The sequence below is a fragment of the Citrobacter sp. Cb080 genome, assembly GCF_030334745.1.
In the GTDB taxonomy this organism is placed as follows: domain Bacteria; phylum Pseudomonadota; class Gammaproteobacteria; order Enterobacterales; family Enterobacteriaceae; genus Citrobacter; species Citrobacter braakii.
Genome location: NZ_JAOWDG010000077.1, coordinates 166,420 through 191,102, shown reverse-complemented (window position 1 = coordinate 191,102; position 24,683 = coordinate 166,420). Strand labels below are relative to the sequence as shown.

Here is a 24,683-nt window from a genome sequence, read left to right as displayed (position 1 = left end):
GTCTACGGTTCGTGTAGCTGGACCAGTCCGGCAATAATTTACGACTTATACCTATAATTCATTTACCGTTTTCGCACCGTTCTGCGGTGCTTTTCCTGGAAAAGCAATATGTCGTATACACCGATGAGTGACCTCGGACAGCAAGGCCTGTTCGATATTACTCGTACATTATTACAGCAGCCCGACCTGCCGTCTCTCAGCGAGGCGCTTTCGCAACTGGTCAAGCGTTCAGCGCTGGCCGACTGCGCGGCTATTGTCTTATGGCAGGCACAAACGCAGCGTGCGCGTTATTTTGCGACGCGTGAAAATGGTAACCCCATCGATTATGAAGACGAAACGGTACTGGCGCATGGCCCGGTACGCCGTATTTTGTCTCGCCCCGATGCGCTGCACTGCAACTATCATGAGTTTAGCGAAACCTGGCCACAGCTGGCCTCTGGCGGACTGTATTCTAAATTTGGTCACTATTGCCTGCTACCGCTGGCAGCAGATGGGCGAATCTTTGGCGGTTGCGAATTTATCCGTAACGAAGACCAACCGTGGAGTGAAAAAGAGTACAACCGGCTGCAGACCTTCACCCAAATAGTCGGCGTCGTTGCTGAACAAATTCAAAGCCGGGTCAGCAACAATGTCGATTACGATCTCCTGTGCCGTGAGCGTGATAACTTTCGCATCCTGGTCGCCATCACCAATGCTGTGCTCTCCCGCCTGGATATTGATGAGCTGGTCAGCGAAGTCGCCAAAGAGATCCATCACTACTTCGACATTGATGCCATCAGCATCGTGTTACGCAGCGATCGCAAAAACAAGCTCAGCATTTATTCCACTCACTATCTGGATGAACATCATCCGGCACACGAACAAAGTGAAGTGGACGAAGCCGGCACGCTCTCTGAACGGGTCTTCAAAAGTAAAGAGATGCTGCTGATTAACCTGAGCGAACGCGATACCCTGGCCCCTTACGAAAGAATGTTGTTCGAAACCTGGGGCAACCAGCTACAGACTCTGTGCCTGCTGCCGCTGATGTCCGGCAATAATATGCTCGGCGTACTTAAGCTGGCGCAATGTGAAGAGAAAGTATTCACCACCGCCAATCTCAAACTGCTGCGCCAAATCGCAGAACGTGTGGCGATCGCCGTGGATAACGCTCTCGCCTACCAGGAAATCCACCGCCTGAAGGAGCGGCTGGTCGATGAAAACCTGGCGCTGACTGAACAACTCAACAACGTAGAAAGTGAGTTCGGAGAAATCATTGGCCGCAGCGAAGCGATGTACAGCGTACTCAAACAGGTCGAAATGGTGGCGCAAAGCGACAGCACTGTCCTGATTCTTGGTGAAACCGGGACGGGTAAGGAGCTGATTGCACGAGCAATTCACAACCTGAGCGGACGTAACGCCCGTCGGATGGTGAAAATGAACTGCGCGGCAATGCCTGCCGGATTGCTGGAAAGCGATCTGTTTGGCCATGAGCGTGGCGCATTTACCGGGGCCAGCACGCAGCGGATTGGACGCTTTGAACTGGCGGACAAAAGTTCGTTATTTCTCGATGAAGTTGGCGACATGCCGCTGGAGCTTCAGCCCAAGCTGCTGCGCGTTCTGCAGGAGCAGGAGTTTGAACGTCTGGGCAGCAATAAGCTGATCCAGACCGACGTTCGCTTGATCGCTGCCACTAACCGCGATCTGAAAAAGATGGTCGCCGATCGCGAGTTTCGTAACGATCTCTACTATCGACTGAACGTCTTCCCGATCCATCTGCCGCCGCTGCGCGAGCGCCCGGAAGATATTCCGCTGCTGGTGAAAGCCTTCACCTTCAAAATTGCCCGCCGGATGGGGCGCAATATCGACAGCATTCCCGCCGAAGCCCTGCGTACGCTGAGCAACATGGAATGGCCGGGTAACGTGCGCGAGCTGGAAAACGTCGTAGAACGCGCGGTTCTGCTCACCCGGGGCAACGTGCTGCAACTGTCCTTGCCGGATGTAATCGCTATGGCGCCGTCTACGCCGCCGGTGGCGACCGAAGTCGCGCAGGATGGCGAAGATGAATACCAGCTGATAATGCGCGTTCTGAAAGAAACCAATGGCGTTGTCGCCGGTCCTAAAGGCGCGGCACAAAGACTGGGGTTGAAACGCACAACGTTACTCTCGCGCATGAAGCGCCTGGGCATTGATAAGGACGCACTGGTTTAACGGATTATTGCCCGATAGCGCTACGCTTATCGGGCCTACGCCACTGGTGCGTTTGTCTTTGTCGGCCGGATAAGGCGCAGCCGCCATCCGGCATAGAATTGCTAAATCACTTCTTCCGCTGGTATTTCTCGGGTAACTCCGGCACCGGACGTTTGTCATCAATCAGATGACGCACGGTCAGGATCGGATGACGCCAGAGCATTCTGGGTCCAGCCCAACGCATAATTTGCTTCATCTCTTCGCGTTTAGCGGGCTGGTAACAGTGCACCGGACACTGTTTGCAGGCCGGTTTTTCCTCACCAAATACGCACTTATCCAGGCGCTTTTGCGCATAGGCAAACAACGCATCGTAATGCCCCGGTTCATCTGAAGCCTGCGGACACTGGCTCTCATACAGCGAGATCATTCTCTGGATCGTCATTTTCTCACGTGCAATACGTTTGCCGGACATGATGCCTCCACAATTAAGTTGCATAAATAATACACCTTAACTAAGCGCAGGACTATTACCTGGCGGTGATACATTCCTTAGCACCCTACGCAAATAAGAATTATTTTCATTTGTTTATGCCATGTGCTATATAACATAGCAAAGGCTATATTCGATGATAAATTAACCACTTTGTTGTGAGGGATACTATGCCGCATCTGCCCCATCTAAAGTCATTTCTCCTTGCCAGCGTGTTAACGGCGCTTACGCTGTCACCTGCCTGGGCGAAAGAAAAGTTCAAAGTGATAACCACCTTTACGGTGATTGCCGATATGGCAAGCAACGTGGCAGGTGACGCGGCGGACGTCAGTTCCATCACCAAACCCGGGGCAGAAATTCACGAATATCAACCCACTCCGGGAGATATTAAACGGGCGCAAGGCGCACAGCTTATTCTCTCCAACGGCCTTAATCTCGAACTATGGTTTGCCCGCTTCTACCAAAATTTGTCCGGCGTACCGGAGGTCATGGTCTCAAATGGCGTGCAGCCAATGGGTATCAGCGAAGGGCCATACAACGGCAAACCGAATCCGCATGCCTGGATGTCAGCGGAGAACGCGCTTATCTACGTGGATAACATTCGCGATGCGCTGATGAAATACGATCCCGACCATGCCGCAACCTACCAGAAAAATGCGGAGAATTATAAAGCGAAAATCCAGCAGACTCTGGCGCCACTGCATGCAGAACTGGCGAAGCTCCCTGCTGATAAACGCTGGCTGGTCACCAGCGAAGGCGCATTCTCTTACCTCGCGCGTGATAACGGCCTGAAAGAGCTGTATCTGTGGCCGATCAATGCCGATCAGCAAGGCACGCCCAAGCAGGTACGCAAAGTGATCGATGCGATCAGAAAACATCAAATCCCTACCGTATTTAGCGAAAGCACCGTGTCCGACAAACCTGCGCGTCAGGTCGCCCGCGAGTCTGGCGCGTATTACGGCGGCGTGCTGTATGTCGATTCGCTCAGCGCTGCCGATGGTCCGGTACCGACCTATCTGGATTTACTGCGCGTGACGACAGAAACCATCGTCAGCGGCATCAACGACGGGTTAAGGAGCCAAAAATGAGTCAATCTGCGATTACCGTGAATCAGGTTACGGTGACGTATCGCAACGGCCACACCGCGCTGCGGGATGCCACTTTTCAGGTTCCGGGCGGCTCAATTGCCGCTCTGGTCGGCGTAAACGGTTCGGGAAAATCAACGCTTTTTAAAGCGCTGATGGGTTTTGTCCGGTTGGCGAAAGGGGAAATATCTATTCTGCAACAACCGGTTAATAAGGCGCTCAAACAGAATCTTATCGCCTATGTCCCCCAGTCAGAAGAGGTGGACTGGTCGTTTCCGGTACTGGTGGAAGATGTAGTGATGATGGGCCGCTTTGGCCATATGGGGTGGCTGCGTCGACCAAAACAAATCGACCACGACTGCGTGGATGCGGCGCTGGCGCGGGTAGATATGCTGGACTATCGCCATCGCCAGATAGGTGAACTGTCCGGCGGGCAGAAAAAACGCGTTTTTCTGGCAAGAGCCATCGCACAGGACGGGCAGGTTATTTTACTGGATGAACCCTTCACCGGCGTGGATGTGAAAACCGAGGCCCGGATCATCGATCTGCTGCGTGAACTGCGTGATGAAGGCCGGACCATGCTGGTCTCTACCCATAATCTGGGATCCGTCACCGAATTTTGCGATTACACGGTGATGATTAAGGGCACGGTGCTGGCAAGTGGGCCAACCGAAACCACCTTTACCCACGAGAATCTCGAGCTGGCATTCAGCGGCGTTCTGCGTCACGTCGCGCTGAGAGGCGGTGAACAACACGTGATTACCGATGATGAACGTCCGTTTATTTCGCGACGCGCGGCAAGCGAGGGGGAGTAATCATGAACTGGCTGACGGAGCCGTTTGGCTACCAGTACATGCTCAACGCCATGTGGGTTTCGGCGATGGTCGGCGGCCTGTGCGCATTTCTCTCCTGCTATCTGATGCTCAAAGGCTGGTCGCTGATTGGCGATGCGCTGTCGCACTCGATCGTTCCAGGCGTAGCCGGAGCCTATATGTTAGGGCTTCCCTTTGCGCTGGGCGCATTTCTTTCCGGTGGACTGGCGGCGGGCAGCATGCTGTTTCTCAATCAGCGTTCACGCCTGAAGGAAGATGCCATTATCGGGCTGATTTTTTCGTCCTTTTTCGGTATCGGGTTATTTATGGTGTCGCTTAATCCGATGTCGGTGAACATCCAGACCATTATTCTGGGTAACATCCTGGCGATTGCGCCGGAAGATATTCTGCAACTGGCGATCATCGGCGTGGTTTCGCTGACCATTCTGTTTTTGAAGTGGAAAGATCTGATGGTGGTCTTTTTTGATGAAAACCACGCGCGGTCTATCGGTCTGAATCCGGGTCGGCTGAAGCTGTTGTTTTTTACGTTGCTCTCCGTTTCCACGATCGCCGCACTGCAAACCGTCGGCGCCTTTCTGGTGATTTGCCTGGTGGTTACGCCCGGTGCGACGGCCTGGCTGCTGACCGATCGTTTTCCTCGCCTGCTCACCATCGCCGTGGCGCTCGGCAGCCTGACCAGCTTTTTCGGTGCCTGGCTAAGCTACTGGCTGGACGGTGCAACCGGCGGAATTATCGTCGTTCTGCAAACGCTGCTGTTCCTGCTGGCATTTGTCTTCGCACCAAAACACGGTCTGCTGGCGAATCGCCGCCGCGCCCGTCTGGTGAACAAGGAGCAAGTATGATCTTAACAACGCTGCTGGAACCTTTTCAGTTTAGCTTTATGGTTAATGCGCTGGTCATCTCTACCATCGTCGCAGTGCCTTGCGCGCTGCTGTCGGTATTTTTAGTACTCAAAGGCTGGGCGTTGATGGGCGATGCCATGAGTCATGCCGTTTTCCCAGGGATTGTACTGGCGTGGATTGCGGGCATTCCGCTGGCAATTGGCGCGTTTATCGCCGGTCTGTTCTGCGCGGTGGCGACCGGATACCTCGACGATAACAGCCGCATTAAGCGCGACACCATCATGGGTATTGTTTTCTCCGGGATGTTTGGTGCGGGTCTGGTGCTGTACGTCTCTATCCAGTCAGAAGTCCATCTCGATCATATTCTGTTCGGCGACATGCTGGGCGTATCTTTAAGCGATATCATGCAAACCGCGGTTATTACTCTGGGGATCGCGCTTATCATCGGACTAAAATGGAAAGATTTGCTGCTGCATGCGTTCGACCCACATCAGGCAAAGGCCAGTGGGCTTAACACCGCACTGCTGCATTACGGCCTGTTGTGCATGATCGCCCTGACGATTGTCGCCACGCTAAAATCGGTAGGGATTATTTTGTCAATTTCATTACTGATTGCACCTGGCGCCATCGCGATTTTAATGACGCGGAAATTTTCCCACGCCTTATGGCTGGCGGTGGCGATGTCGGTCATTACCTCATTTATGGGCGTGTACCTGTCATTTTTCATCGACAGCGCGCCGGCTCCCACCATCGTCGTACTATTTTCCCTGCTGTTTGTGATTACCTTTATTTATGCAACCCTGCGCGATAGGCGTTTAGAGAATCAGCTTCAGCTGCAGGATCCGTAAATTATTGGTCAGCTAATGTTCTTGATATTAATATAGCCTCCGCCAGGAGGTTATATTATCGGCAGATTACAGCATCGTGATGATACGTTTAAATAAACGGATTATAGATTACTCTAACGTGAACAACGGTTGTGGCTTGCCAATGTGGTATCCCTGTAACCACCCGACATTCATGTGTTCCAGGTGCATCTGGATTTCGGCACTTTCAACAAACTCGGCGACAACCTGCATACCTTTCATTGCCGCAACCCGGCAGAAAGATTCGATGATATAGCGACTAACCTCACATTTTATAATCCCACGAACGAAAGACCCATCAATCTTCAAAATATCTGCTTCAATGTTCATCAGGCGTTCATAGCTTGCAAACCCGGCACCGAAGTCATCAATCGCGATCCGACATCCCAATTGACGTAGTAAGCGTAGTGTATCCGCCGTGTGTTCTTTATCTGACAGGGTATCAGCCTCGGTTATCTCAAAAATAATCCGTTGCGGAATCACCACATATTCCTGCAACAACGCAGTTATCTTTGCAACGATACCTGAACGACATAGCGTCACTGGCGCCAGGTTAATGGAAAAACAACTCAGCGGATGGTAGCGCATGTACTTCAGGGTGTTCTCAATAACCCAAAGATCGATATCGGGTGCTAACCCTGTGTCGCGTGCAACCGACAGAAAATGGTCAGGGGAAAGAAATTCCCCGTGCTCATTGAGCATGCGGATCAATATCTCATGATAGGATTCATCACCACGAGTACTGACGATAGGCTGGGCCAGCAGGACAAAGGTATTGTGATCCAACGCGTTTTGCAGTGCAGCGCGAACATCCGTTGTATCGGTAGTAGGGTTGCCAAACAGTCGGCTATGCTGTGCCTCAAGGTTTTCCGGCCTGCCGTTGGTCATTGGCGATATGACTTTTGTTATTATTGGAGGGAACATCATATTCATATCAAATTAATAAATAAATACTAATTTATAGATAAAAATGGACATTCCGCGTAGCTGGCATCAGCGGTGAAGAAAAAGACAAAAACCAACATACTGATAATCAACAAAAATCACAAACCCAGTTTTTTCATTATCATTCCAGCTGAGTGCAAAAAAACACGTCAGATGCTTTTAATGTTAACTTTAACATACAAAAAAAGAGAGTTTCCCTCGCTTCATAATTATTTTTCCGTCACTCACTAACTCCTGCAATACTTTGTGGATAGCACTGCGTGAGATATGATTTCGAGCGAGAATGAATGTATACACAGATGTGTTTTCACGCATCTCAGGCTCCATCGACCAAATATATTTCAGGTGTTCAATAATCAATTCACGGATAGTGCGATGCGATTGCAATTTTTCTCGTTGAAAATAGCGTTGCAGATGTAGCGTTAAAATATCAAATGCATGTTTCCAAAGATTCTTTGCAGTGAACAAAAGTTCGGCATTGGGTGCACTCATTGCCCACATTTCACAATCGGTATCACAACGTAAATAGTGTCCGGCAACTTCCGTACGCATTTGTGGCAAGCCGAGGATGGCCGGTGCAGATATACTTACCATCACTAAATCATTTTCCACACGATGAACAGAGACGGCCCCTTTCTCCAGAAACAAGATATTTCCATCACTCTTCAGATCAATACGCTGGCGTTTTTTGCGTAAGGACAGCCAGGCATTATCTGACTTTTTCATTTCATCACCAACAAGCACTACAGCATTTTCAATATCTTTCTGGAACATGGGAATCTCTACCGCAAATTATGGCTTTGTCAAAACGAGGGTGGATTTTTACTCAACACGAAAAATAAATGTCAGCTCACCAACAAGCTGACATTTATTCCCATCTACATCTACCACCGGCATTCCCTGGTGCTGTTGACGCGTTCAGACTCATGCTGTTTTCGCGTGGTGGCGCCAGGCAGTATATGACGCTGTCCATAAAGAATTAATGGCAATCATCTTTGTCGTTGTTATTTCATCTTTCTGTTCTTTGCAACGTAGCCAAAAAGACACAATACATTGATTTATATATGGTTTATTTTCATTAAAAAGTTATCCTTGTTGTTATATTATGATACGAAATTGAAACACTTCGCGGTTCTCGCTGCAGGGTCGGGTCCATACTGGTGGTCTTTATGGGCTAAGTGGTATCATGACTCGCCAACCGCCTGGCGCACCAGCAAGAGTAGAAACATCATGTCTGAGACTGGCAATGTCAGTTATCTGATTGAAAAAAATAATAATATTTACGCCAGCTACACAATCGCTGGCGCGGATAGATCAACCCAATCAGCGGATAAAACTCAAACACTCGGCGTCATTATGTCTTTTATTACTTATTCAACATCGTGGGCAAGTGGTTTCCCAAAACGAACTACTGGAATTCGGCTGGGGTAAAAATCACCGCCAGGTGAGCTTCAACGCCTTTTATCAAAGCATTCTCTCTTTGCGCAAAAGTTTGCTGCAGCTGGAACTGGAGCAACCGCTTATCACCACGATCCCCCGCAAAGGGCTGATCATCCAGGAAGAGTTCAATATTCAGGTGATTGAAACTCCGAAGGAGAGCGTATCTTTTACAGCAGAACCCTTAGTGCCGGATGTCGCCATAGAAGAACGGTCAGATGACACAGCGCGCCAACCTTTGATAACCACTGTTGAAATGGTAATACTCACCATTACCCTGATAATTTGTGTGCTTATAATGTATCCGTGGCAAACCAGTGATAACTATTTCTCCGGCTATATCACCGCAGACAAAGCTCCTACTGACTGTCAGTATTATTTTAATAATGATGCCAGTAATTTCTCCCGACATACGGCATTTATCAACAAAAATCCTGGGCTGTGTCAGAGCCATAAATTTATCTATATCACCACCTACCCTGAATCCAAAAAATTATCCGTGCTTGTATGTCGCTCACCGATGAAAAACAGGCAGGAAAACGCCTGTCAGTCGGTTTATTACCCACGGTATGATAGCTAATGAATTTTTATTCCCGAACGCCCCGCATCCAGACAGGTATTATCCTGTTGCTTTGTTTTGCTGCGCTAATTGTTACCGCCGTCTACCGGTACAGTAAAAACAATGGTCAGTTACATAATCTGACCTGTCGGTCTGCCATCGAGATTGTACGCAATACAAGCTCATTCCGAGGGATCATTGATATCAAAACCGGCGGCAGCAAAGGTATTGTGAATATTGATGGCATTATCAAAGATGCCGAAAATAATGAGCAGACCGTGCAACGTATGGTACTTTTTACACAATCCAGCTACGGCTCAAGCCCGGTTTGGATTTCGCAGAAAATCCAAATCTCCAATCGCGAAACAGCACCCGCCAGTCTCATTCAGGAACTCCTCCCCGACTTCTTCCTGACCAACACCAGCGTATCCAACGTCGATTTTTTTGCGCTGAATAGAGAGACGTATTTGATTACCAAAGAGGGGATCCCCTATCTGTACTGCCAGAATTATGCGTTGCCGGAAAATGAATAATCAATAAGCGTTCTGGCGGTAAAACCTACGGATGAATCTCAGTCGTTGTCGGTGATAAGATAGGCCATTCTGACCGAGCCAAAGCTCGTCGTTACTGCCCTTCAGGCGGCTTTCGAATGACAAATTTGTGGGTTTATGTGAGTTTCCAGGGGCTCGCATGAGACGACCCAGGTACCCAAAAGATTAAAAAGAGCAAAAACGATATGAAAGAGTCACTTGATACGGACTTCACGAACCACACGCCGATGATGCAGCAGTACTTCTCTAGACAATCTAATGTCATGATCTAAAATGAATAAATATAAAAACCCTCTTCAAAAGTTACTTATAGGCTACATATGAAAAGGATAATCGGTTATCTCTTCACATTACTCTTACTTGTTGTGCTTGTGTATGCAGGATTAGTAAAGGGCGATGTATTCCCTGAATGGATCATGAGTAAGAAGCTCATGATTCGTTGTGGATTGATAGGTGTTCTTGGTGGAACTCTTTACTGCATTCGTGGAGTATATCTAAACAAATGTGTTAGGAATTGTTGGGATGACCGTTGGCATGTTTGGTATGTATTAAGACCTATCGTTAGTGGCATCTGCGGTGTAGTGGCTTATCTATTCCTTAAAGCTGGATTAATAGTGTTAGATGCATCACAAAATGGCAGTGGTGGTGACTACGGATATATGGCATTTGCCTTCTTTGCAGGGTTGAATGTCGATAAGTTCGTTGGCAAAATTGAAGATGTTGGTATGGCTATTTTTGGGATTGAAAAATCTCGCACAGCAAGATCGGGTGATAATTCCGATCAGAAATAATTAAAAAGGATATGATATGTCTGCAAAGATATGCTTCTTTCCCGTTGGGAATGGGGATATGACCCTCATCCAAACGGAAGATGATAAAAATATTTTAATAGATTGTCGCATCAGGGATGGTGAAGAACATCCTGATGTTCGCACCCAACTCAGAGAAAAGCTTCCTCGAAATAACGAAGGTCGTTTGTTTGTCCATCTTTTTATTTGGACTCACCCTGATTCAGATCATTGTGATGGGGTGGCTGACCACTTTCATTTAGGAAAACCAGAAGATTGGAGTGAGAAGAACGATAAAATTTTTATAAATGAGATTTGGTCAAGTCCAATTGTATTCAGGCGACACCATGCACAAAATCATCCGTTATGCGATGATGCAATAGCTTTGAATAAAGAAGTTAAGAGAAGAGTTAATCTTTATAAAGAAAAAAATTATTTGGATGGAGTTGGAAACCAAGTTCTGGTCTTAGGAAAAGACGAAGATGGGAAAACAGACGACATACCAGGTATCCTATTAGAATTAGACCAAACAACCCGCTGGATTAATCAAAGTTATTCTTCATATTTTGAAGCTCATTTATTGGGTCCTTCACCCAAGAAAGATCTTGATGAGTTGGAAGATAAATTAGGTAAAAATCATTCCAGCGTAATAATAAATTTTGAAATTAAAGGTGACAATAAAACTGCACACTTTTTAAGTGGTGGTGATGCAGAAGTCGTTTGTTGGGAAGGTGTTAGAGATCGTTTAACCAATAAATATTCTATGTCATGGTTAGATTATGACATTTTACAAGCACCACATCACTGTTCTTGGCATAGTCTATCTCATGATAGTTTAAGCAAAAAAGGAGATGATGCTAAAACTTCCGAGAAAGCTATGGAAGTTTTTAATAGAGCAAAAGAAAAAGCATTTATAATTTCAAGCTCTAAAACAATTGAAAATGACGAAAAAGATCCTCCAGCATACCGAGCCAAAGAAGAATATGAAAAAATAGTAGATGATGTGCAAGGTCAGTTTTTATGTGTGTCAGACCATAAAAAGAATGGAGAGAATATTCCGTTAGAGATTGAAGTTTCCGATAACGGTATTAAGAAAATTGCTGCATCTGCATTAGGTATGGCCGAATCATCAAGTGCCGCTGTAAATAGACAAGGTGGTGGTGGTTATGCCTGATTGTCTTAATAAAAAGATAGATCAGTTGAGCACTATCCTTGCACCTTATGGTGCAAGGAAGCTTTCTACGAATGAATTATCAAAATTCAACGGTAAATATGTTTGTGCTTGGGAATTAGTAACTGATTTAGAATTTAGTAATGAACCTATTGTATTGCAACTAAGATACAAAACTCTTAGTCAATTTGACATCCCAGATGTGTTTATTTCCTCACCAAAAATTGATGTTTGCCAACTCCCACACTTGGAAAAAAATGGCAAGTTATGTGTTTGGCCTGACAGTTATATCATCGATCATAATGATATGACCTATGCAGTCGATTTACTAAACGATGCTATACTAATGCTAAGAAAAGGAATAAATGGTGATTTAAATGAGGATTTTATTGATGAGTTCCAGAACTATTGGATTTATCAATGTAATAAAATAGATCGACTTATAAGCCAGTGTGATCTAACAAATAAAAACACAAGGTTGGTTTTCGGTTATCGGACCCGGAAATTTGGAGTAATATATTCTGACACACAAAAAGAATTAATTAACTGGTTGGAAAACCAAAAAATATTGCCATTAGAATCGGATGGAAGTAATTCAAAAGATAAACGAATAAGGCAACAGCAACTCTCTAAAGTAGTTTCAATTCCATTGATATTCTTCAATGAAGCCTGGTATCCGAGTCAGTATCCCAAAACTGCAAGGGATTTTTTTGAACTCATAAATCAGCAACAGGAAGATCCAGAAAGCACTATTGAATTGATCTTAAGATCTTGTGCTAATATGTTCAATGTCAAGCCCATAATTCTAGTTTCATTCCCAACGCCTTCTGGGATGAATATTATAGGAATACAGATTCCTAAGGGAGTTAGTGATCTTGCCACTGACCGCTTTGATACCAGAGGTATTAGTCGGGGTCGATTCAGAAATACAGCTTTATTAGATGGTTATAGAAATTACATTGATGGAAAGATTTTAAAAAATAGAATAGGCCAAACTAAAACAGAAAATCTTATAGTAGACCGTTCTGACGATTCTTGGTTAACGGGTCGTGAGCATAACAAAACTTACAAGAAAATCTCTGAACATAAAGTAGCTATCGTCGGATGTGGTTCAGTAGGATCTTCGGTATCAAGACTGTTACTTCAATCAGGCATTAGAAAAATGATGCTTTGGGATGATGATTTAATGAAGAGTGAAAACTCCTCTCGTCATCTATTAGGATTTGATTCTGTTTATAAAAATAAAGCATTAGCTCTTGCCTCAAGGCTACGGGAAGAGTTTCCAAATGTCTATATAGAAGCTTTTAATGAAGATTGGACAGAAGATTCCAAGAATAACAAAAAAATTGCAGAAGCCGATATTATAGTAAGCTGCACTGCACATTGGAATACTGAACAGCAGTTAATTAAAAGACAGTCGGAAGACATTCTCGGTGCTATTGTCTTTGCATTTGTTGAAGCTCATGCAATGGCGGGGCATGTAATAGTCAACCAAGTGGATTCTAATGCTTTTAATAGCTGGCATATTACAGAAGGCAAAAATATAGGTGCATTAAAATATCCTGCTACTTACTGGAAAGAAAATACTCGTAAAAGAATAGCAGCATGTGCCGGAGAGTTCCAACCATACGGAGCTATCCCTTTGACTAATTTACATGCTCTAACGGCAAGAACTGTAATAGATCTAATCATGGATCGTTTTTCAAATAAATCTTTTGCATATAGTTACATAGGAAGAGAAGCAGAGCTTTTAGAACTTGGTGGTAACTGGAATGATAAATGGATTGCACAATTCGGAAACCCAGGAAAGGGTGATTGTATTATACCTTTGATTTTTGAAAATTCTAATTGGGAAAAAAGTGATGCATAAATTTCATTGTGCCGAATTAGATTTCAAAATATGCATCAGCCAAAGCATAGTAGATGAATTATTTTCTCATCGTCAAACCCACTGTTTTAGTAAAGAATCAGGAGGTATGCTATTTTCCAATAATCTCAATGATTCTGAGATTGAAATCAATAAAATAACTACACCAGGCTCTACTGACTTGAGGAAAAGAAATTATTTCAAGTTAGATGAGAAAAAAGCCAAAGAAGATATCATATCGTTATTCAAGCAGGGTTTCCACTACTTAGGTGATTGGCATACACATAACGAAGGAATGGCAAGCCCATCAGGAACAGATATCCGCAGTATCCAAGACTTATTTATCAAATCAGGTCATACAAGACCTTTTTTTCTCATGCTAATAATCCCAAACAAAGAAAATATTTCACACTGTTATTTATCAGCAGCAGATGGGAAGATGTTATATAAATTCACATATCAAAAACCAAACAAATAAAAAGGTTGTAATTATATGAATAGCACAAGTAAATCATATCCACGGTGGTTAATCATATTAATACTGTTATTTATTTTTGCTGGCTTCGTTGTTCTTGGGGTAATAATTAATCATAAGTATCACTCTAATGAAAGCTTATCTAAATATATACTCTTAATTCCCCCTGCAATTTTGTCATTAGGTTTTTCTGTATTTTATAAAAGATACGAAGTACAAGCTGAGTGGCTATTTTCATTTGCGACAGCTTCGGCTGCGATAAGTTTATGCGTTGATTCTTTACCTGGTGTCCAAAATGACCTTTTTCCTATATTCCTTCAAAGCGGGTTAGGCTATGCACTTCTCGTAATAATTGCAGCATTGTCGTTCGCAAAAATAATTTCGGCTTTCGTCAGTAGATTCATAAACTAATCATATTTCAATTCTTAAAAGTGTAGTTAATATTTTCAGTTGCTACACTTTTTTACAGGAAAGAAAACAAAAGGGAATACAATAATATAATATATAGGTAGTAAAATTATAAATGTTTCACCAAGACTATTGCTGTTAGCTAATAGTTCATTAACGAAAAAAGTGTATATGAATGATAACAGGAACATAAAAGCCAACAGATATAGTATTTTTTTATTATTAATCATAATCAGGCCTCATCTATTTTAACAATAATCCATTGATACAACATTATATGAGTATGTCAATAGCATCTATATAGATGCAAGGTATGACTAAACGAAGCGGAGCTTCGTTTAGTCTCCTTGTTTTTCGCCCTTCGGTTGAAAAAGAAAGAAAGTCAAAGTCTTATCTAACTAATTGACATAAATTGCATTTCTATTATAACTGTATTATGGGTGTGCAAGGATTGCTCACCATAAAGCGAATACACATATGAAAAGGAGTTTCTATGAGTAATACAATAACCTTATCCTATACAAATGATTTTAAACCAGTCAATAATCATATCCCCCCTGCTCAATCTTTGCGAATACATTGTGTCAGTGTTCGATTTAATAAAGAAGAATTGGCTATTCTCAATAAAAACAGAGGTGACAAAAGCAAAGGCGAATGGCTTCGTTTAACTTCTCTTGATAGGCTTCCTCCTGTCGTTCCTGCTATCAATGTTGAAGCTTGGAAATCACAGTCTAACATATCCCAAAAGCTGAACCGCCTTATAAGCCATCTTGATGCAAAAAGTAGCAATAGTGAGTTAGCTAAAACAGAGATCTTCGCAGTCAAGAAACAGATCAAAGAGCTTCGCTCGTGCCAGACAGCCTCTATGAGTAGGTATTCCTATGAAGTGAATGCAACAGCCCCTCATCCCTCTAAAAAATGGTCATGAGAGCATGATTGTCAGGATTGCAATTAACCATCAAATTCTTTTTATTTTTTTAGCTTTATCTGAATTTTCTAATATGATTGAAGAAATTATTTTTTCTTCTTTTTTTGCAATTAGAGATTGGATATTAATAGTACCATAATCTAAATTATCTCCCCACCAGTACATGAATTCTTTTATTACGGGAGTCATATTGTCTATAACCTCTTGAGATCCTTCGTTATAAATAAAAGATAGTATTTTTAAATTTTCAACATCAATCTCTTGCACAATTATCCGAAACATATCATCAGTTGGATATAAATTCGTTTCATTTAATGATATATTTAATTTTTCAAGCATCTCATTCATAAGCAAGTCTACTTCATTGAAGGCCGTATTATATTCAGTCATTATTTAACCTCTTGTTTTAAATTTATACAACATTACAATTAATCACTTTAAGAAAGAATGTCAAGCATTTTTGTGAAATAAATAATATTTATTATAAAAAGAATTGCTTGAGTGAATAATTTTTTAATTATAAGCACCATACAGTGTCATCTATTCAACCGAAGCGGAAATTTATAGCATCTTCTGTGCTGCAAGAGAAGCTTTAAAATAAATGCAAGTTAAGCTGTATATCTTTATATAAAATATCAGGCACTGCGATTTTTTATTATTATAGCGAAATGAAGCAAGGGCTAACTCTGCGAAGCCGCTGCGCTTGCTTCTTCGAGTTCCCCTTGCTTTTCTGCCCTTCGGTTAGAAAAGAAACCAAACCGCTACCAACCTTGAATATCTATATTTTTGAATAGCCCCTCCCCCCTTAACTATCATTATCAAAAATAAAAAAATAATTTTACAAACAACCCCACACACATCATTTTAATTACGACCTTATTAAATTAAAAATTCAACCTTAGATGGAATTTAATGTGCAAGGAATGTCTTGCTGTAACGGAGAATTTTAAATATTAAAAATTATAACTATGGCTTGTCATATCCTGTACATCTATTCACCTCATGCATATGCACTAAGAAAGCTTTTTTGAATACTGGAGTTGCCCCTGCTAAAACGGACACGGCTAATTAACTGCTAATATGGCATCACGATATTCTCGTGGCGATTCAGTTCAACCTCTTGTGTGGATGCAGATTATTATAATCCTCTATCCATTATGCCATTTTTCCATCACTGAGACTGCATCCGGCAGATCATTTACATACACGTAATCCCGCTTGAACGTCTTTACAAGCGATTCTGCCATACCGTTACTTTCCGGACTGCGTACTGGTGTAGTACACACGATGAACCCCAGTGAACTGGCGAATGTGCGCGTGGCATCGGCTGTGCAGCAATTATGCCAATGATAGTGGCTCCATTGACGGCAATGACCTGACATCTACAATCCCGCTACAAAGCATTTATTCATGAGTCATTGCACTTGCTGAGCTACACGAACACACTAAAACCAGATAATAATTAATCGCTGTATAAGCTCGTAACAAGCGGAACTTTAAGGCAAAATAGAGCCATCTTCCCCCTTCACAAAGTTACGCTAATGGCCAGAAAACCTAAAGAAATCAAAACAGACCCGTTAGAGGTCATCCTGTGGAAAGCGGCTGACAAGCTACGTAAGAACATTGATGCAGCCGAGTACAAGCATGTCGTGCTGGGCCTCATTTTCCTTAAGTATATTTCTGATTCTTTTGAATCTCATTATGAGTTGCTGAAGGCTGGTGAAGGCGAGTTCGCAGGCGCTGACCCGGAAGATAAAGACGAGTACACCGCTTACAACATTTTCTTTGTCCCTGAGCTTGCACGCTGGAACTATCTAATATCTAAGGCCAAGCTACCCGAAATCGGTAAGCTGGTTGATGATGCTATGGAGTTTATCGAAGCGGGTAACCCACAGCTAAAAGGTGTGCTGCCGAAAGTCTACGCTCGCCAGAACCTCGACGCCACTGTGCTGGGTGAACTGATAGATCTGATTGGCAACATTGCACTGGGAGATGCCAAAGCTCGTTCTGCTGATGTATTAGGCCACGTATTCGAATACTTCCTTGGTGAATTTGCACTGGCAGAAGGCAAACAGGGCGGTCAGTTCTATACGCCAAAATCCATCGTAAGCCTACTGGTTAACATGCTGGAACCTTACAAAGGCCGAGTTTTTGACCCCTGCTGTGGCTCTGGGGGTATGTTCGTCCAGTCGGAAAAATTTGTTCAAGCTCATCAGGGTAATATCGACGATATTTCTATCTATGGTCAGGAATCCAACCAAACAACATGGCGCCTGGCAAAGATGAACCTTGCTATTCGTGGCATAAACTCTGAACACGTCAGGTGGAACAGTGAAGGCTCATCCCTGAATGATGCCCATAAAGATTTAAAATCTGATTATATCATTGCTAACCCACCGTTTAACGTTTCCGACTGGTCCGGTGAGCAGCTTCGTGGTGATGCCCGTTGGCAATACGGTATCCCACCTGCTGGTAATGCTAACTTTGCCTGGATGCAACATTTCCTGTACCACCTTTCGCCAAAAGGTCAGGCAGGGGTAGTACTGGCAAAAGGGGCTTTGACTTCGAAAAATTCTGGTGAAGGTGATATCCGTGCAGCGCTGGTTAAAGATGCCAATGTGATTGACTGTATCGTTAACTTACCTGCAAAGCTGTTCCTGAATACTCAGATCCCAGCTGCATTATGGTTTATGCGTCGTGATCGTGTAAACAGCAGCCAGTATCGTGATCGCAGTAAAGAAATTCTGTTTATCGATGCCCGTAATCTTGGTCATTTGATTAATCGTCGTACCAAAGTGCTTTCTGACGACGATATTAAAACCATCGCAGACACCTACCATATCTGGCGTAACAAAGGTGGCGAATATGAAGATATTGCGGGTTTCTGTGCGTCAGTAGACATTGATGAAGTTGCTAAACTTGACTATGTGCTGACACCTGGTCGTTATGTTGGTCTTGCTGATGAAGAAGACGACTTCGACTTTAAAGAACGCTTTACGGCTCTTAAAGCGGAGTTTGAAGCACAATTGGAAGAAGAATCACGATTAAATAAAGCTATCGCTGATAATTTGGCAAAGGTGGTTTTATGACTTTTAAAAATGTAGTGAAGCTTGGTGACTTTGTTACGATTAAACACGGATATGCTTTCCCCGGTAAATTTATCACTTCACAAGAAACAAAAAAAATCCTTGTAACGCCAGGAAACTTCAATATTGGAGGTGGCTTCAAATCCTCTAAATTCAAATACTACTCAGGTGAAACCTATCCTGAACAATATAGGTTCAATGGTGGTGAACTGATAGTTACAATGACCGACTTAAGTAAGGAAACAGATACTCTTGGTTATGCTGCATTAGTTCCTAATGACAATAATATTTACCTTCATAATCAACGAGTTGGATTAGTACAAATTTTAAATAATGACTTAGACAAAATGTATTTGTATTGGAAGATGCGTACTCGTGAGTACCAAGAGTTTATTGCAAACTCTGCAAGTGGTACTTCTGTAATGCATACTTCTCCCAAAAAAATATGTGAATATGAATTTTTATTACCCACAAAGTTAGAACAGAAAGCTATAGCTTCTGTCCTTTCATCTCTTGATGAAAAAATAGACCTGCTTCATTGCCAGAATAAAACACTAGAATCTATGGCTGAAACCTTGTTTAGGCAATGGTTTGATGTGGATAGCAATGATGAATGGCAAGAAAAAAATGTCCTAGATATATTCACATTAGTTGGAGGTGGAACGCCAAAAACTTCAGTTGCTGAATATTGGACTGATGAGATACCTTGGATTTCCGGAGGAGATATTTCAGCAGCTCATCAAGGCTATCTGTATAGCACAGAAAAGTCTATAAGCTTAGCGGGACTTCAAAACAGTTCAGCTAAATTGCTGCCTAAAAACTCAACCGTTATAAGTGCTCGTGGTACAGTGGGAAAGTATGCTCTTTTAGCAAGAGATATGGCTTTTAGTCAATCCAATTATGGCATTGTTTCAAAAATTGGAAACTATCCTTTCTTCATATATCTTCTGGTTGGATTTATTGTCGATGATTTGCTGACAGCAGCTTATGGCAGCGTATTTGACACTATTACGACAAGAACTTTCGAGTCTGTAAACTTGAAGTTTCCTTCTTTAAATTCAATTGAGAAATTTAATGAAGAAATATCTCCGATATTTAGTAAGAAAGAGATGAACACTCAGCAAATTAAAACACTAGAAACTCTCCGCGACACCCTGCTTCCCAAACTGATGAGTGGTGAAGTACGAGTTCAGTATGCAGAAGAAAAACTTGAATCTGTAGCATAAATTAATTAAGCGGGTGCACAACCCGCTCTCAGATAAAGCGACAATAAGGACAGTACGCATGGCAAAGATGACTGAGTCTGATATTGAACTTATGGCGGTTGAACACCTACAAGGGCTGGGCTATGAGTATGTTTACGGCCCGGACATTGAACCCAGTGGAATCAACCCGTTACGTAGCTATCAGCAAGTTATCCTTGAAGATAAAGTGCGTACAGCCTTGCAACGCCTGAATCCGCACCTTAATGAGCAGAAGTGTGAAGAAGCGTTAAAACAGGTGATGCAGATTGCCTCACCTGTTCTAATGGTAAACAATCTAACCTTTCATCGCCTATTGACTGAAGGAATCAATATCGAAGTCTGTAAGGAAGGTAATACACAAGGAGAACTGGCTTATCTGATCGACTTTAACGATCCTACGAATAATGATTTTCTGGTCATTAATCAGCTCACTATCAAAGAAGGCAACCATACCCGCCGACCAGATCTTATTTTATTTGTTAACGGTCTGCCGTTGATCGTTATCGAACTAAAAAACGCCGCTGATGAAAATGCCACGGTATCAGGTGCTTATAACCAGATAAAAACGTATCAGAACCAAATCCCCAGCCTGTTTACCTACAATGCCTTTAATGTTGTTTCAGACGGACTGGAAGCCAAAGCGGGAACGGTTTCCGCCGATTTCAGTCGTTATATGACATGGAAAACCGCTAATGGTAAAACACAAGCTACCAGTACCCAACCACAGCTCGAAGTTTTATTACAGGGGTTGCTTAATCCTGTAACGCTGTTGGATGTGATCCGCCACTTTATCGTGTTTGAAGCCAGCAAACATGAAGACAGCAAAGGGATTATCAGTATCCGTACCGTTAAAAAAATGGCTGCTTATCACCAGTACTACGCGGTTAATGCAGCAGTACTTTCCACTATTCGTGCCTCAGGTGTAAATGCAGATTCCCCCTCTGCCGAAGTAGCACTGCGCCAGCAGGGACGTAACAGTAAAGTTCTTGTTAATGCGCAAAAAACCGGAGATCGTAAAGCGGGGGTCGTGTGGCATACCCAGGGTTCCGGTAAATCGCTTTCGATGGTGTTTTATACCGGGAAGATTGTACTGGCGCTGAATAATCCAACAGTGGTAGTGATCACTGACCGTAACGATTTGGATGATCAGCTATTCGGTACGTTTTCTTCTGCCACTCAGCTACTTCGTCAGACACCAAAACAGGCCAACAACCGGGAAGAACTCAAAGAATATTTACGTGTCGCCTCTGGCGGTGTGGTGTTTACTACTATTCAAAAATTCCAGCCTGATGATGGCAGCAATATCTATGAGTTGCTGTCAGACAGAACTAATATTGTCGTTATCGCTGATGAAGCACACCGTTCCCAGTACGGTTTCAGCGCCAAAGAAGTTGACGTGAAAGACAGCGAAGGCAACGTAACAGGTAAACGCACCGTTTACGGCTTTGCCAAATATATGCGTGATGCCTTGCCCAATGCTACCTATCTTGGCTTTACCGGAACCCCCATAGAAAAAACGGACGTAAACACACCTGCTGTTTTTGGTAACTACGTTGATATCTACGATATCTCACAGGCCGTAGAAGACGGTGCAACCGTGCGTATCTTCTATGAAAGCCGTCTTGCCAAAATTGCCATCAGTGACGAAGGTCGCCAGCTAATTGAAGACTTCGACGATGAGTTTAACGAAGACGAGCTGACGCTTACCCAGAAAGAACGGTCTAAATGGGCCAGAATCGAAGGTTTGATTGGCAGTTCAAAACGTATTAAAGCTATTGCGGCGGATATGGTTCAGCACTTTGAACAGCGCTTAAAATCTAATGCCGATCATGGCAAGGGCATGATTGTCACCATGTCCCGTCGTATTGCTGCTGAACTTTATAAAGAAATCATAGAGTTAAAACCTGAATGGCACAGCGATAATCTAAATGATGGCGTGATTAAAGTCGTCATGACCTCTTCTGCTGCTGACGGACCAGAAATCGCTAAACACCACACCACAAAAAAAGAACGTCAGGTTCTGGCTAATCGTATGAAGGATGACGACGACAAGCTGAAACTGGTGATAGTGCGTGATATGTGGTTAACCGGCTTCGACGCTCCCAGCATGCATACGCTGTATATCGACAAACCAATGAAAGGCCACAACCTCATGCAGGCAATTGCCCGTGTGAACCGTGTGTATAAAGATAAGATAGGCGGTCTGGTTGTTGACTATCTGGGCATTGCCTCTGATTTAAAAGAAGCCCTCTCCTTTTACTCTGATGCAGGTGGACGTGGAGATCCTGCTGAGGTTCAGGAAGAAGCTGTAACGCTCATGCAGGAAAAGCTGGAAATCCTGGAAGGCATGATGCATGGCTACGATTACAAAGCTTACTTTGCCGCAACTACTTCACAACGCCTGAAAATTATTCTTGAATCAGAAAACCATATTTTAGGGCTGGATAACGGTAAAGGTAAAATGCGTTTCCTGGCTGCGGTTGCAGCCTTGTCGCAGGCATTTGCATTGGCGACACCGCACGATAAAGCAATGGAAGCGGCACCCGAAGTAGCATTCTTCCAGGCAGTAAAAGCCAGACTGAATAAATTTACTGAAAACTCAGACGGATCAGAAGAAGAACACAATGACAGTCTGGAAGTTCGGGTAAAACAGACTATCGATCAGGCTCTGGTTACCGATAAAGTTGTTGATATTTTTGACGCTGCTGGGATACAAAAGCCTGATATTTCCGTTCTTTCTGAAGAATTCCTTCAGGAAATGAAGGATTACCAACACAGAAATATTGCTTTGGAAACGCTTAAAAAACTGCTTTCTGACGAGATCAAGGTTCGCTCGAATCAAAGTATCACCCAAGGCAAAAAACTGATTGATATGCTGACCTCTGCAATCAATGGCTACCAGAACAAGGTACTGACCGCAGCGGAGGTAATTGATGAGCTAATCAAGCTTGCCAAGACTATCCAGGAATCTGACAGCCTTGCCAGCCAGTTAAACCTCAGCGCTTATGAATATGCCTTCTATTCTGCTGTTGCAGATAACGACAGTGCTCGCGAGTTAATGGAAAAGGAAAAACTACGAGAACTGGCAGTCGTACTTACAGAGGCTATCCGCAACAATGTCAGTCTTGACTGGACAGTGAAAGAAGCAGCAAGAGCAAAAATTCGCGTGGTGGTAAAACGTCTGCTCAAAAAATATGGTTATCCACCCGATATGTCCTTGCTCGCCACAGAGACCATTTTGAAGCAGGCTGAACTTTTAGCTGGAGAATTAGGAAAATGATTCCCCTAAATTTTTAACATACAAACTATTTTAAGTTATACAGGAGAAGCTAATGGATAGCAGGCCATATCTTAAAACAGTACTATATATACTATCACTATGGCTTCTATTTTTATCATTATTAATTATGTCCTACGATAAGGTTTTGATAAAAAATGTGTGGGACTATATTTTTACTGAAAACTTTACTTTCTCAATCTCGTCATTGAAAGTGAGAAATATCGTTTTCATAGTTAGTTTGATTTTCATCTTTATTGGTGCAATTATTTTAATAGTCCTTGCAAATAGCTTTGGTTCGGGTTGGTCTGTTGCATGCACTGTCTCGGATATCAGCAATGAAAACCATGAACATTTAGAGTTTTTAACCACTTATATAATGCCCTTAGTTTTCACTGATGTCGATAGTAAGAGAACTGTATTAAATTTAGGATTGATGATATTTGTAATCGGCGCAATATACGTAAAGACAAACCGGTTTTATTCTAACCCATCACTTGCAATACTCGGATTCAGAATATACAAAGCTAATGTCCATGACCGTGGAGTGAAAAAATGCACAGTAATCTGCCGCAGTGTTCTAAAGAGCACAGATAATATAAAGTATATAAAAATCGACAATGAAACTTATTTGGCTAAAATAGTGTAGAGGTCATGGCATGTTCACTAACATTGAAAATATTTCAAAATCGAAATGCATCTCTGGCGAAGCTTTTTTTGTCGCTGATATTCAAGGTACGATAGATATATTTAAGGTTAACCTTGAACCTAATGCTGAAAAAGATCTGACCACTTCATTTTCTAAAAGCTTAATCAATAATATTATTGAACCTAACAGAGGTAAAGTGGCCGTTCCACTTGTATCCACTTTATTAGAAAGAGATAAACAAGTTTTCGAATATGATCACTTAGCAATTAATCATCTCCCAATTGAATTTACTAAAATGAACAACGTGCTAAATTTCGGTGTCAATGGGAATGCAACACAGTTTGATTTTGCAACACAAAGCCTGACATCGGTAAAAGCCGTAATTTACCACCTTTGTGATGGTAATGGAAACAGCGTAGTCATTTACCAACATAAATATCCTGTTTCTCTACATAAGAAAACAAAAAAGTCTTTCTTGAGTCTAAATGGCAGAACCTTAGATAAGATCACTCATGACAGTATTGATATAAATGACACGATTGACTTCTTCTTTTTTCAGAATAAGTACTATGCGCTAAACATTAAACTTCTTGAAAGAATGTATGGATTAGAAAGTGTAATAGATAATCTTGCAAATAACTCAACGCCATTAATAATAAACCTTGGAATTGTTAATACACAAGGTATGCCAGTGCCACTAGATATTTTCAAGGACATGTATAAAGACAGAGCATTTATGCGTAGACTTGCTATGGTTTCAAAAGGGAACTTAGTAAAAACGGGAGTTTCAGTCCCTCAAATACAACAAGTTATGCAAAAATTCCCTGTATTTCAACGGAATATTGATCTAACAGGAGGATTAATAAACCTTAATACTAAAGATCAAAAGAGATACTTTATCCGGCTTCTAAATAATGAAGCATCTTTTGCAGCACTTGATAACTCGCCCTTCCTGGCTGTTGAAAAAGACTCCGCTGCTTAAATTTTAAATGAGCATCCTCAAGCCGAATAACTTA

General features: G+C 42.9%; 22 protein-coding genes and 1 pseudogene. 17 read left to right on the top strand and 6 right to left on the bottom strand.

What is annotated here, in order from left to right; all coding sequences use genetic code 11:
- Positions 1 to 108 precede the first annotated feature (108 nt).
- Positions 109 to 2,187: a formate hydrogenlyase transcriptional activator FlhA gene (gene flhA, locus OGV38_RS16610; protein WP_047357866.1), complete on the top strand. Its 2,079-nt coding sequence runs from the start codon at positions 109 to 111 to the stop codon at positions 2,185 to 2,187.
- A 106-nt stretch (positions 2,188 to 2,293) separates the two neighbouring features.
- Here the strand turns inward: flhA and OGV38_RS16605 are convergent, their stop codons facing one another.
- Positions 2,294 to 2,638 (bottom strand): nitrous oxide-stimulated promoter family protein, encoded by a 345-nt coding sequence (locus OGV38_RS16605; RefSeq protein WP_003825888.1) that lies wholly within the window; start codon positions 2,636 to 2,638, stop codon positions 2,294 to 2,296.
- 188 nt (positions 2,639 to 2,826) lie between these two features.
- On the opposite strand from OGV38_RS16605, the gene OGV38_RS16600 reads away from it, so the two are divergent.
- The 4 genes from OGV38_RS16600 to sitD are packed head-to-tail and all read left to right on the top strand — an operon-like array spanning position 2,827 to position 6,264.
- Positions 2,827 to 3,744, top strand: a complete 918-nt coding sequence (locus tag OGV38_RS16600) for a metal ABC transporter substrate-binding protein (RefSeq protein WP_019077550.1) — start codon at positions 2,827 to 2,829, stop codon at positions 3,742 to 3,744.
- The gene (sitB, locus tag OGV38_RS16595; RefSeq protein ID WP_286474078.1) at positions 3,741 to 4,556 is read left to right on the top strand and encodes an iron/manganese ABC transporter ATP-binding protein SitB; all 816 of its coding nucleotides are present in this window, start codon (positions 3,741 to 3,743) and stop codon (positions 4,554 to 4,556) included. The genes OGV38_RS16600 and sitB overlap by 4 nt, the downstream gene beginning before the upstream one ends.
- A gap of 2 nt (positions 4,557 to 4,558) precedes the next feature.
- Complete coding sequence (gene sitC / locus OGV38_RS16590) at positions 4,559 to 5,416, top strand: iron/manganese ABC transporter permease subunit SitC (RefSeq protein ID WP_016154199.1); 858 nt, start codon at positions 4,559 to 4,561, stop codon at positions 5,414 to 5,416.
- A complete protein-coding gene (gene sitD, locus OGV38_RS16585) occupies positions 5,413 to 6,264 on the top strand; it encodes an iron/manganese ABC transporter permease subunit SitD (RefSeq protein WP_016154200.1) in 852 nt (283 codons plus the stop codon). The genes sitC and sitD overlap by 4 nt, the downstream gene beginning before the upstream one ends.
- Before the next feature lie 108 nt (positions 6,265 to 6,372).
- On the opposite strand, the gene OGV38_RS16580 is transcribed toward sitD, so the two are convergent.
- Both OGV38_RS16580 and OGV38_RS16575 read right to left on the bottom strand, forming a co-directional pair.
- Positions 6,373 to 7,170, bottom strand: a complete 798-nt coding sequence (locus OGV38_RS16580) for an EAL domain-containing protein (protein WP_019077553.1) — start codon at positions 7,168 to 7,170, stop codon at positions 6,373 to 6,375.
- Between the two features lie 228 nt (positions 7,171 to 7,398).
- Positions 7,399 to 8,001 carry a helix-turn-helix domain-containing protein gene (locus OGV38_RS16575; RefSeq protein ID WP_016154202.1) on the bottom strand — a complete coding sequence of 201 codons (603 nt, stop codon included), beginning with the start codon at positions 7,999 to 8,001 and terminating at the stop codon, positions 7,399 to 7,401.
- A gap of 487 nt (positions 8,002 to 8,488) precedes the next feature.
- On the opposite strand from OGV38_RS16575, the gene OGV38_RS16570 reads away from it, so the two are divergent.
- The gene (locus OGV38_RS16570) at positions 8,489 to 9,244 is read left to right on the top strand and encodes a winged helix-turn-helix domain-containing protein (RefSeq protein WP_286474075.1); all 756 of its coding nucleotides are present in this window, start codon (positions 8,489 to 8,491) and stop codon (positions 9,242 to 9,244) included.
- Positions 9,244 to 9,756 (top strand): YqeJ family protein, encoded by a 513-nt coding sequence (locus tag OGV38_RS16565; protein WP_016154204.1) that lies wholly within the window; start codon positions 9,244 to 9,246, stop codon positions 9,754 to 9,756. The genes OGV38_RS16570 and OGV38_RS16565 overlap by 1 nt, the downstream gene beginning before the upstream one ends.
- Positions 9,757 to 9,889: 133 nt before the next feature.
- On the opposite strand, the gene OGV38_RS24985 is transcribed toward OGV38_RS16565, so the two are convergent.
- Positions 9,890 to 10,039, bottom strand: coding sequence for a YqaE/Pmp3 family membrane protein (locus OGV38_RS24985; protein ID WP_353622395.1), 150 nt, complete (start codon positions 10,037 to 10,039; stop codon positions 9,890 to 9,892).
- 151 nt (positions 10,040 to 10,190) lie between these two features.
- Here OGV38_RS24985 and OGV38_RS16560 point away from each other — a divergent pair, with 151 nt between their 5' ends.
- From OGV38_RS16560 to OGV38_RS16540, 5 genes are all read left to right on the top strand, one after another.
- A complete protein-coding gene (locus OGV38_RS16560; protein ID WP_123912595.1) occupies positions 10,191 to 10,565 on the top strand; it encodes a hypothetical protein in 375 nt (124 codons plus the stop codon).
- 16 nt (positions 10,566 to 10,581) lie between these two features.
- On the top strand, positions 10,582 to 11,736 hold the full coding sequence (mblB, locus tag OGV38_RS16555) for an anti-phage 6A-MBL system MBL-fold protein (protein ID WP_286474072.1): 1,155 nt from the start codon (positions 10,582 to 10,584) through the stop codon (positions 11,734 to 11,736).
- Complete coding sequence (locus tag OGV38_RS16550) at positions 11,729 to 13,603, top strand: ThiF family adenylyltransferase (RefSeq protein WP_004114814.1); 1,875 nt, start codon at positions 11,729 to 11,731, stop codon at positions 13,601 to 13,603. The genes mblB and OGV38_RS16550 overlap by 8 nt, the downstream gene beginning before the upstream one ends.
- Positions 13,596 to 14,078: a Mov34/MPN/PAD-1 family protein gene (locus OGV38_RS16545; RefSeq protein WP_031275127.1), complete on the top strand. Its 483-nt coding sequence runs from the start codon at positions 13,596 to 13,598 to the stop codon at positions 14,076 to 14,078. Before OGV38_RS16550 ends, OGV38_RS16545 begins: the two co-directional genes overlap by 8 nt.
- 898 nt (positions 14,079 to 14,976) lie before the next feature.
- Positions 14,977 to 15,411, top strand: a complete 435-nt coding sequence (locus OGV38_RS16540; protein ID WP_004114820.1) for a hypothetical protein — start codon at positions 14,977 to 14,979, stop codon at positions 15,409 to 15,411.
- A gap of 30 nt (positions 15,412 to 15,441) precedes the next feature.
- Here OGV38_RS16540 and OGV38_RS16535 read toward each other — a convergent pair whose 3' ends face one another.
- Positions 15,442 to 15,801 carry a hypothetical protein gene (locus OGV38_RS16535; protein WP_004114822.1) on the bottom strand — a complete coding sequence of 120 codons (360 nt, stop codon included), beginning with the start codon at positions 15,799 to 15,801 and terminating at the stop codon, positions 15,442 to 15,444.
- Between the two features lie 674 nt (positions 15,802 to 16,475).
- Positions 16,476 to 16,751 (bottom strand): annotated as a pseudogene (locus OGV38_RS16530) (integrase core domain-containing protein); the annotation flags it as partial.
- A gap of 201 nt (positions 16,752 to 16,952) precedes the next feature.
- Here OGV38_RS16530 and OGV38_RS16525 point away from each other — a divergent pair.
- Genes OGV38_RS16525 through OGV38_RS16505 form a run of 5 tightly spaced genes read left to right on the top strand, consistent with a single transcriptional unit; the run spans position 16,953 to position 24,649 of the window.
- The gene (locus OGV38_RS16525) at positions 16,953 to 18,500 is read left to right on the top strand and encodes a type I restriction-modification system subunit M (RefSeq protein ID WP_286474067.1); all 1,548 of its coding nucleotides are present in this window, start codon (positions 16,953 to 16,955) and stop codon (positions 18,498 to 18,500) included.
- Positions 18,497 to 19,723 carry a restriction endonuclease subunit S gene (locus OGV38_RS16520; RefSeq protein WP_097719176.1) on the top strand — a complete coding sequence of 409 codons (1,227 nt, stop codon included), beginning with the start codon at positions 18,497 to 18,499 and terminating at the stop codon, positions 19,721 to 19,723. Before OGV38_RS16525 ends, OGV38_RS16520 begins: the two co-directional genes overlap by 4 nt.
- 58 nt (positions 19,724 to 19,781) lie before the next feature.
- Entirely contained in the window at positions 19,782 to 23,021 is a 3,240-nt protein-coding gene (locus tag OGV38_RS16515) for a type I restriction endonuclease subunit R (RefSeq protein ID WP_063614833.1), read from the top strand.
- Between the two features lie 52 nt (positions 23,022 to 23,073).
- Entirely contained in the window at positions 23,074 to 23,667 is a 594-nt protein-coding gene (gene kwaA, locus OGV38_RS16510) for an anti-phage protein KwaA (protein WP_071561525.1), read from the top strand.
- Positions 23,668 to 23,677: 10 nt separating this feature from the next.
- On the top strand, positions 23,678 to 24,649 hold the full coding sequence (locus OGV38_RS16505) for a Kiwa anti-phage protein KwaB-like domain-containing protein (protein WP_097719177.1): 972 nt from the start codon (positions 23,678 to 23,680) through the stop codon (positions 24,647 to 24,649).
- Positions 24,650 to 24,683 lie beyond the last annotated feature (34 nt).

Coding starts and splice junctions, on each gene's coding strand:
- OGV38_RS16575 (WP_016154202.1), bottom strand. CDS start 8,001: ATGTTCCAGAAAGATATTGAAAATGCTGTAGTGCTTGTTGGTGATGAA.
- OGV38_RS16560 (WP_123912595.1), top strand. CDS start 10,191: ATGAGTAAGAAGCTCATGATTCGTTGTGGATTGATAGGTGTTCTTGGT.
- OGV38_RS16550 (WP_004114814.1), top strand. CDS start 11,729: ATGCCTGATTGTCTTAATAAAAAGATAGATCAGTTGAGCACTATCCTT.
- OGV38_RS16580 (WP_019077553.1), bottom strand. CDS start 7,170: ATGACCAACGGCAGGCCGGAAAACCTTGAGGCACAGCATAGCCGACTG.
- OGV38_RS16600 (WP_019077550.1), top strand. CDS start 2,827: ATGCCGCATCTGCCCCATCTAAAGTCATTTCTCCTTGCCAGCGTGTTA.
- OGV38_RS16520 (WP_097719176.1), top strand. CDS start 18,497: ATGACTTTTAAAAATGTAGTGAAGCTTGGTGACTTTGTTACGATTAAA.
- OGV38_RS16565 (WP_016154204.1), top strand. CDS start 9,244: ATGAATTTTTATTCCCGAACGCCCCGCATCCAGACAGGTATTATCCTG.
- OGV38_RS16545 (WP_031275127.1), top strand. CDS start 13,596: ATGCATAAATTTCATTGTGCCGAATTAGATTTCAAAATATGCATCAGC.
- flhA (WP_047357866.1), top strand. CDS start 109: ATGTCGTATACACCGATGAGTGACCTCGGACAGCAAGGCCTGTTCGAT.
- OGV38_RS16605 (WP_003825888.1), bottom strand. CDS start 2,638: ATGTCCGGCAAACGTATTGCACGTGAGAAAATGACGATCCAGAGAATG.
- OGV38_RS16540 (WP_004114820.1), top strand. CDS start 14,977: ATGAGTAATACAATAACCTTATCCTATACAAATGATTTTAAACCAGTC.
- mblB (WP_286474072.1), top strand. CDS start 10,582: ATGTCTGCAAAGATATGCTTCTTTCCCGTTGGGAATGGGGATATGACC.
- OGV38_RS16505 (WP_097719177.1), top strand. CDS start 23,678: ATGTTCACTAACATTGAAAATATTTCAAAATCGAAATGCATCTCTGGC.
- sitC (WP_016154199.1), top strand. CDS start 4,559: ATGAACTGGCTGACGGAGCCGTTTGGCTACCAGTACATGCTCAACGCC.
- sitD (WP_016154200.1), top strand. CDS start 5,413: ATGATCTTAACAACGCTGCTGGAACCTTTTCAGTTTAGCTTTATGGTT.
- OGV38_RS16515 (WP_063614833.1), top strand. CDS start 19,782: ATGGCAAAGATGACTGAGTCTGATATTGAACTTATGGCGGTTGAACAC.
- OGV38_RS16525 (WP_286474067.1), top strand. CDS start 16,953: ATGGCCAGAAAACCTAAAGAAATCAAAACAGACCCGTTAGAGGTCATC.
- OGV38_RS24985 (WP_353622395.1), bottom strand. CDS start 10,039: ATGACATTAGATTGTCTAGAGAAGTACTGCTGCATCATCGGCGTGTGG.
- OGV38_RS16535 (WP_004114822.1), bottom strand. CDS start 15,801: ATGACTGAATATAATACGGCCTTCAATGAAGTAGACTTGCTTATGAAT.
- kwaA (WP_071561525.1), top strand. CDS start 23,074: ATGGATAGCAGGCCATATCTTAAAACAGTACTATATATACTATCACTA.
- sitB (WP_286474078.1), top strand. CDS start 3,741: ATGAGTCAATCTGCGATTACCGTGAATCAGGTTACGGTGACGTATCGC.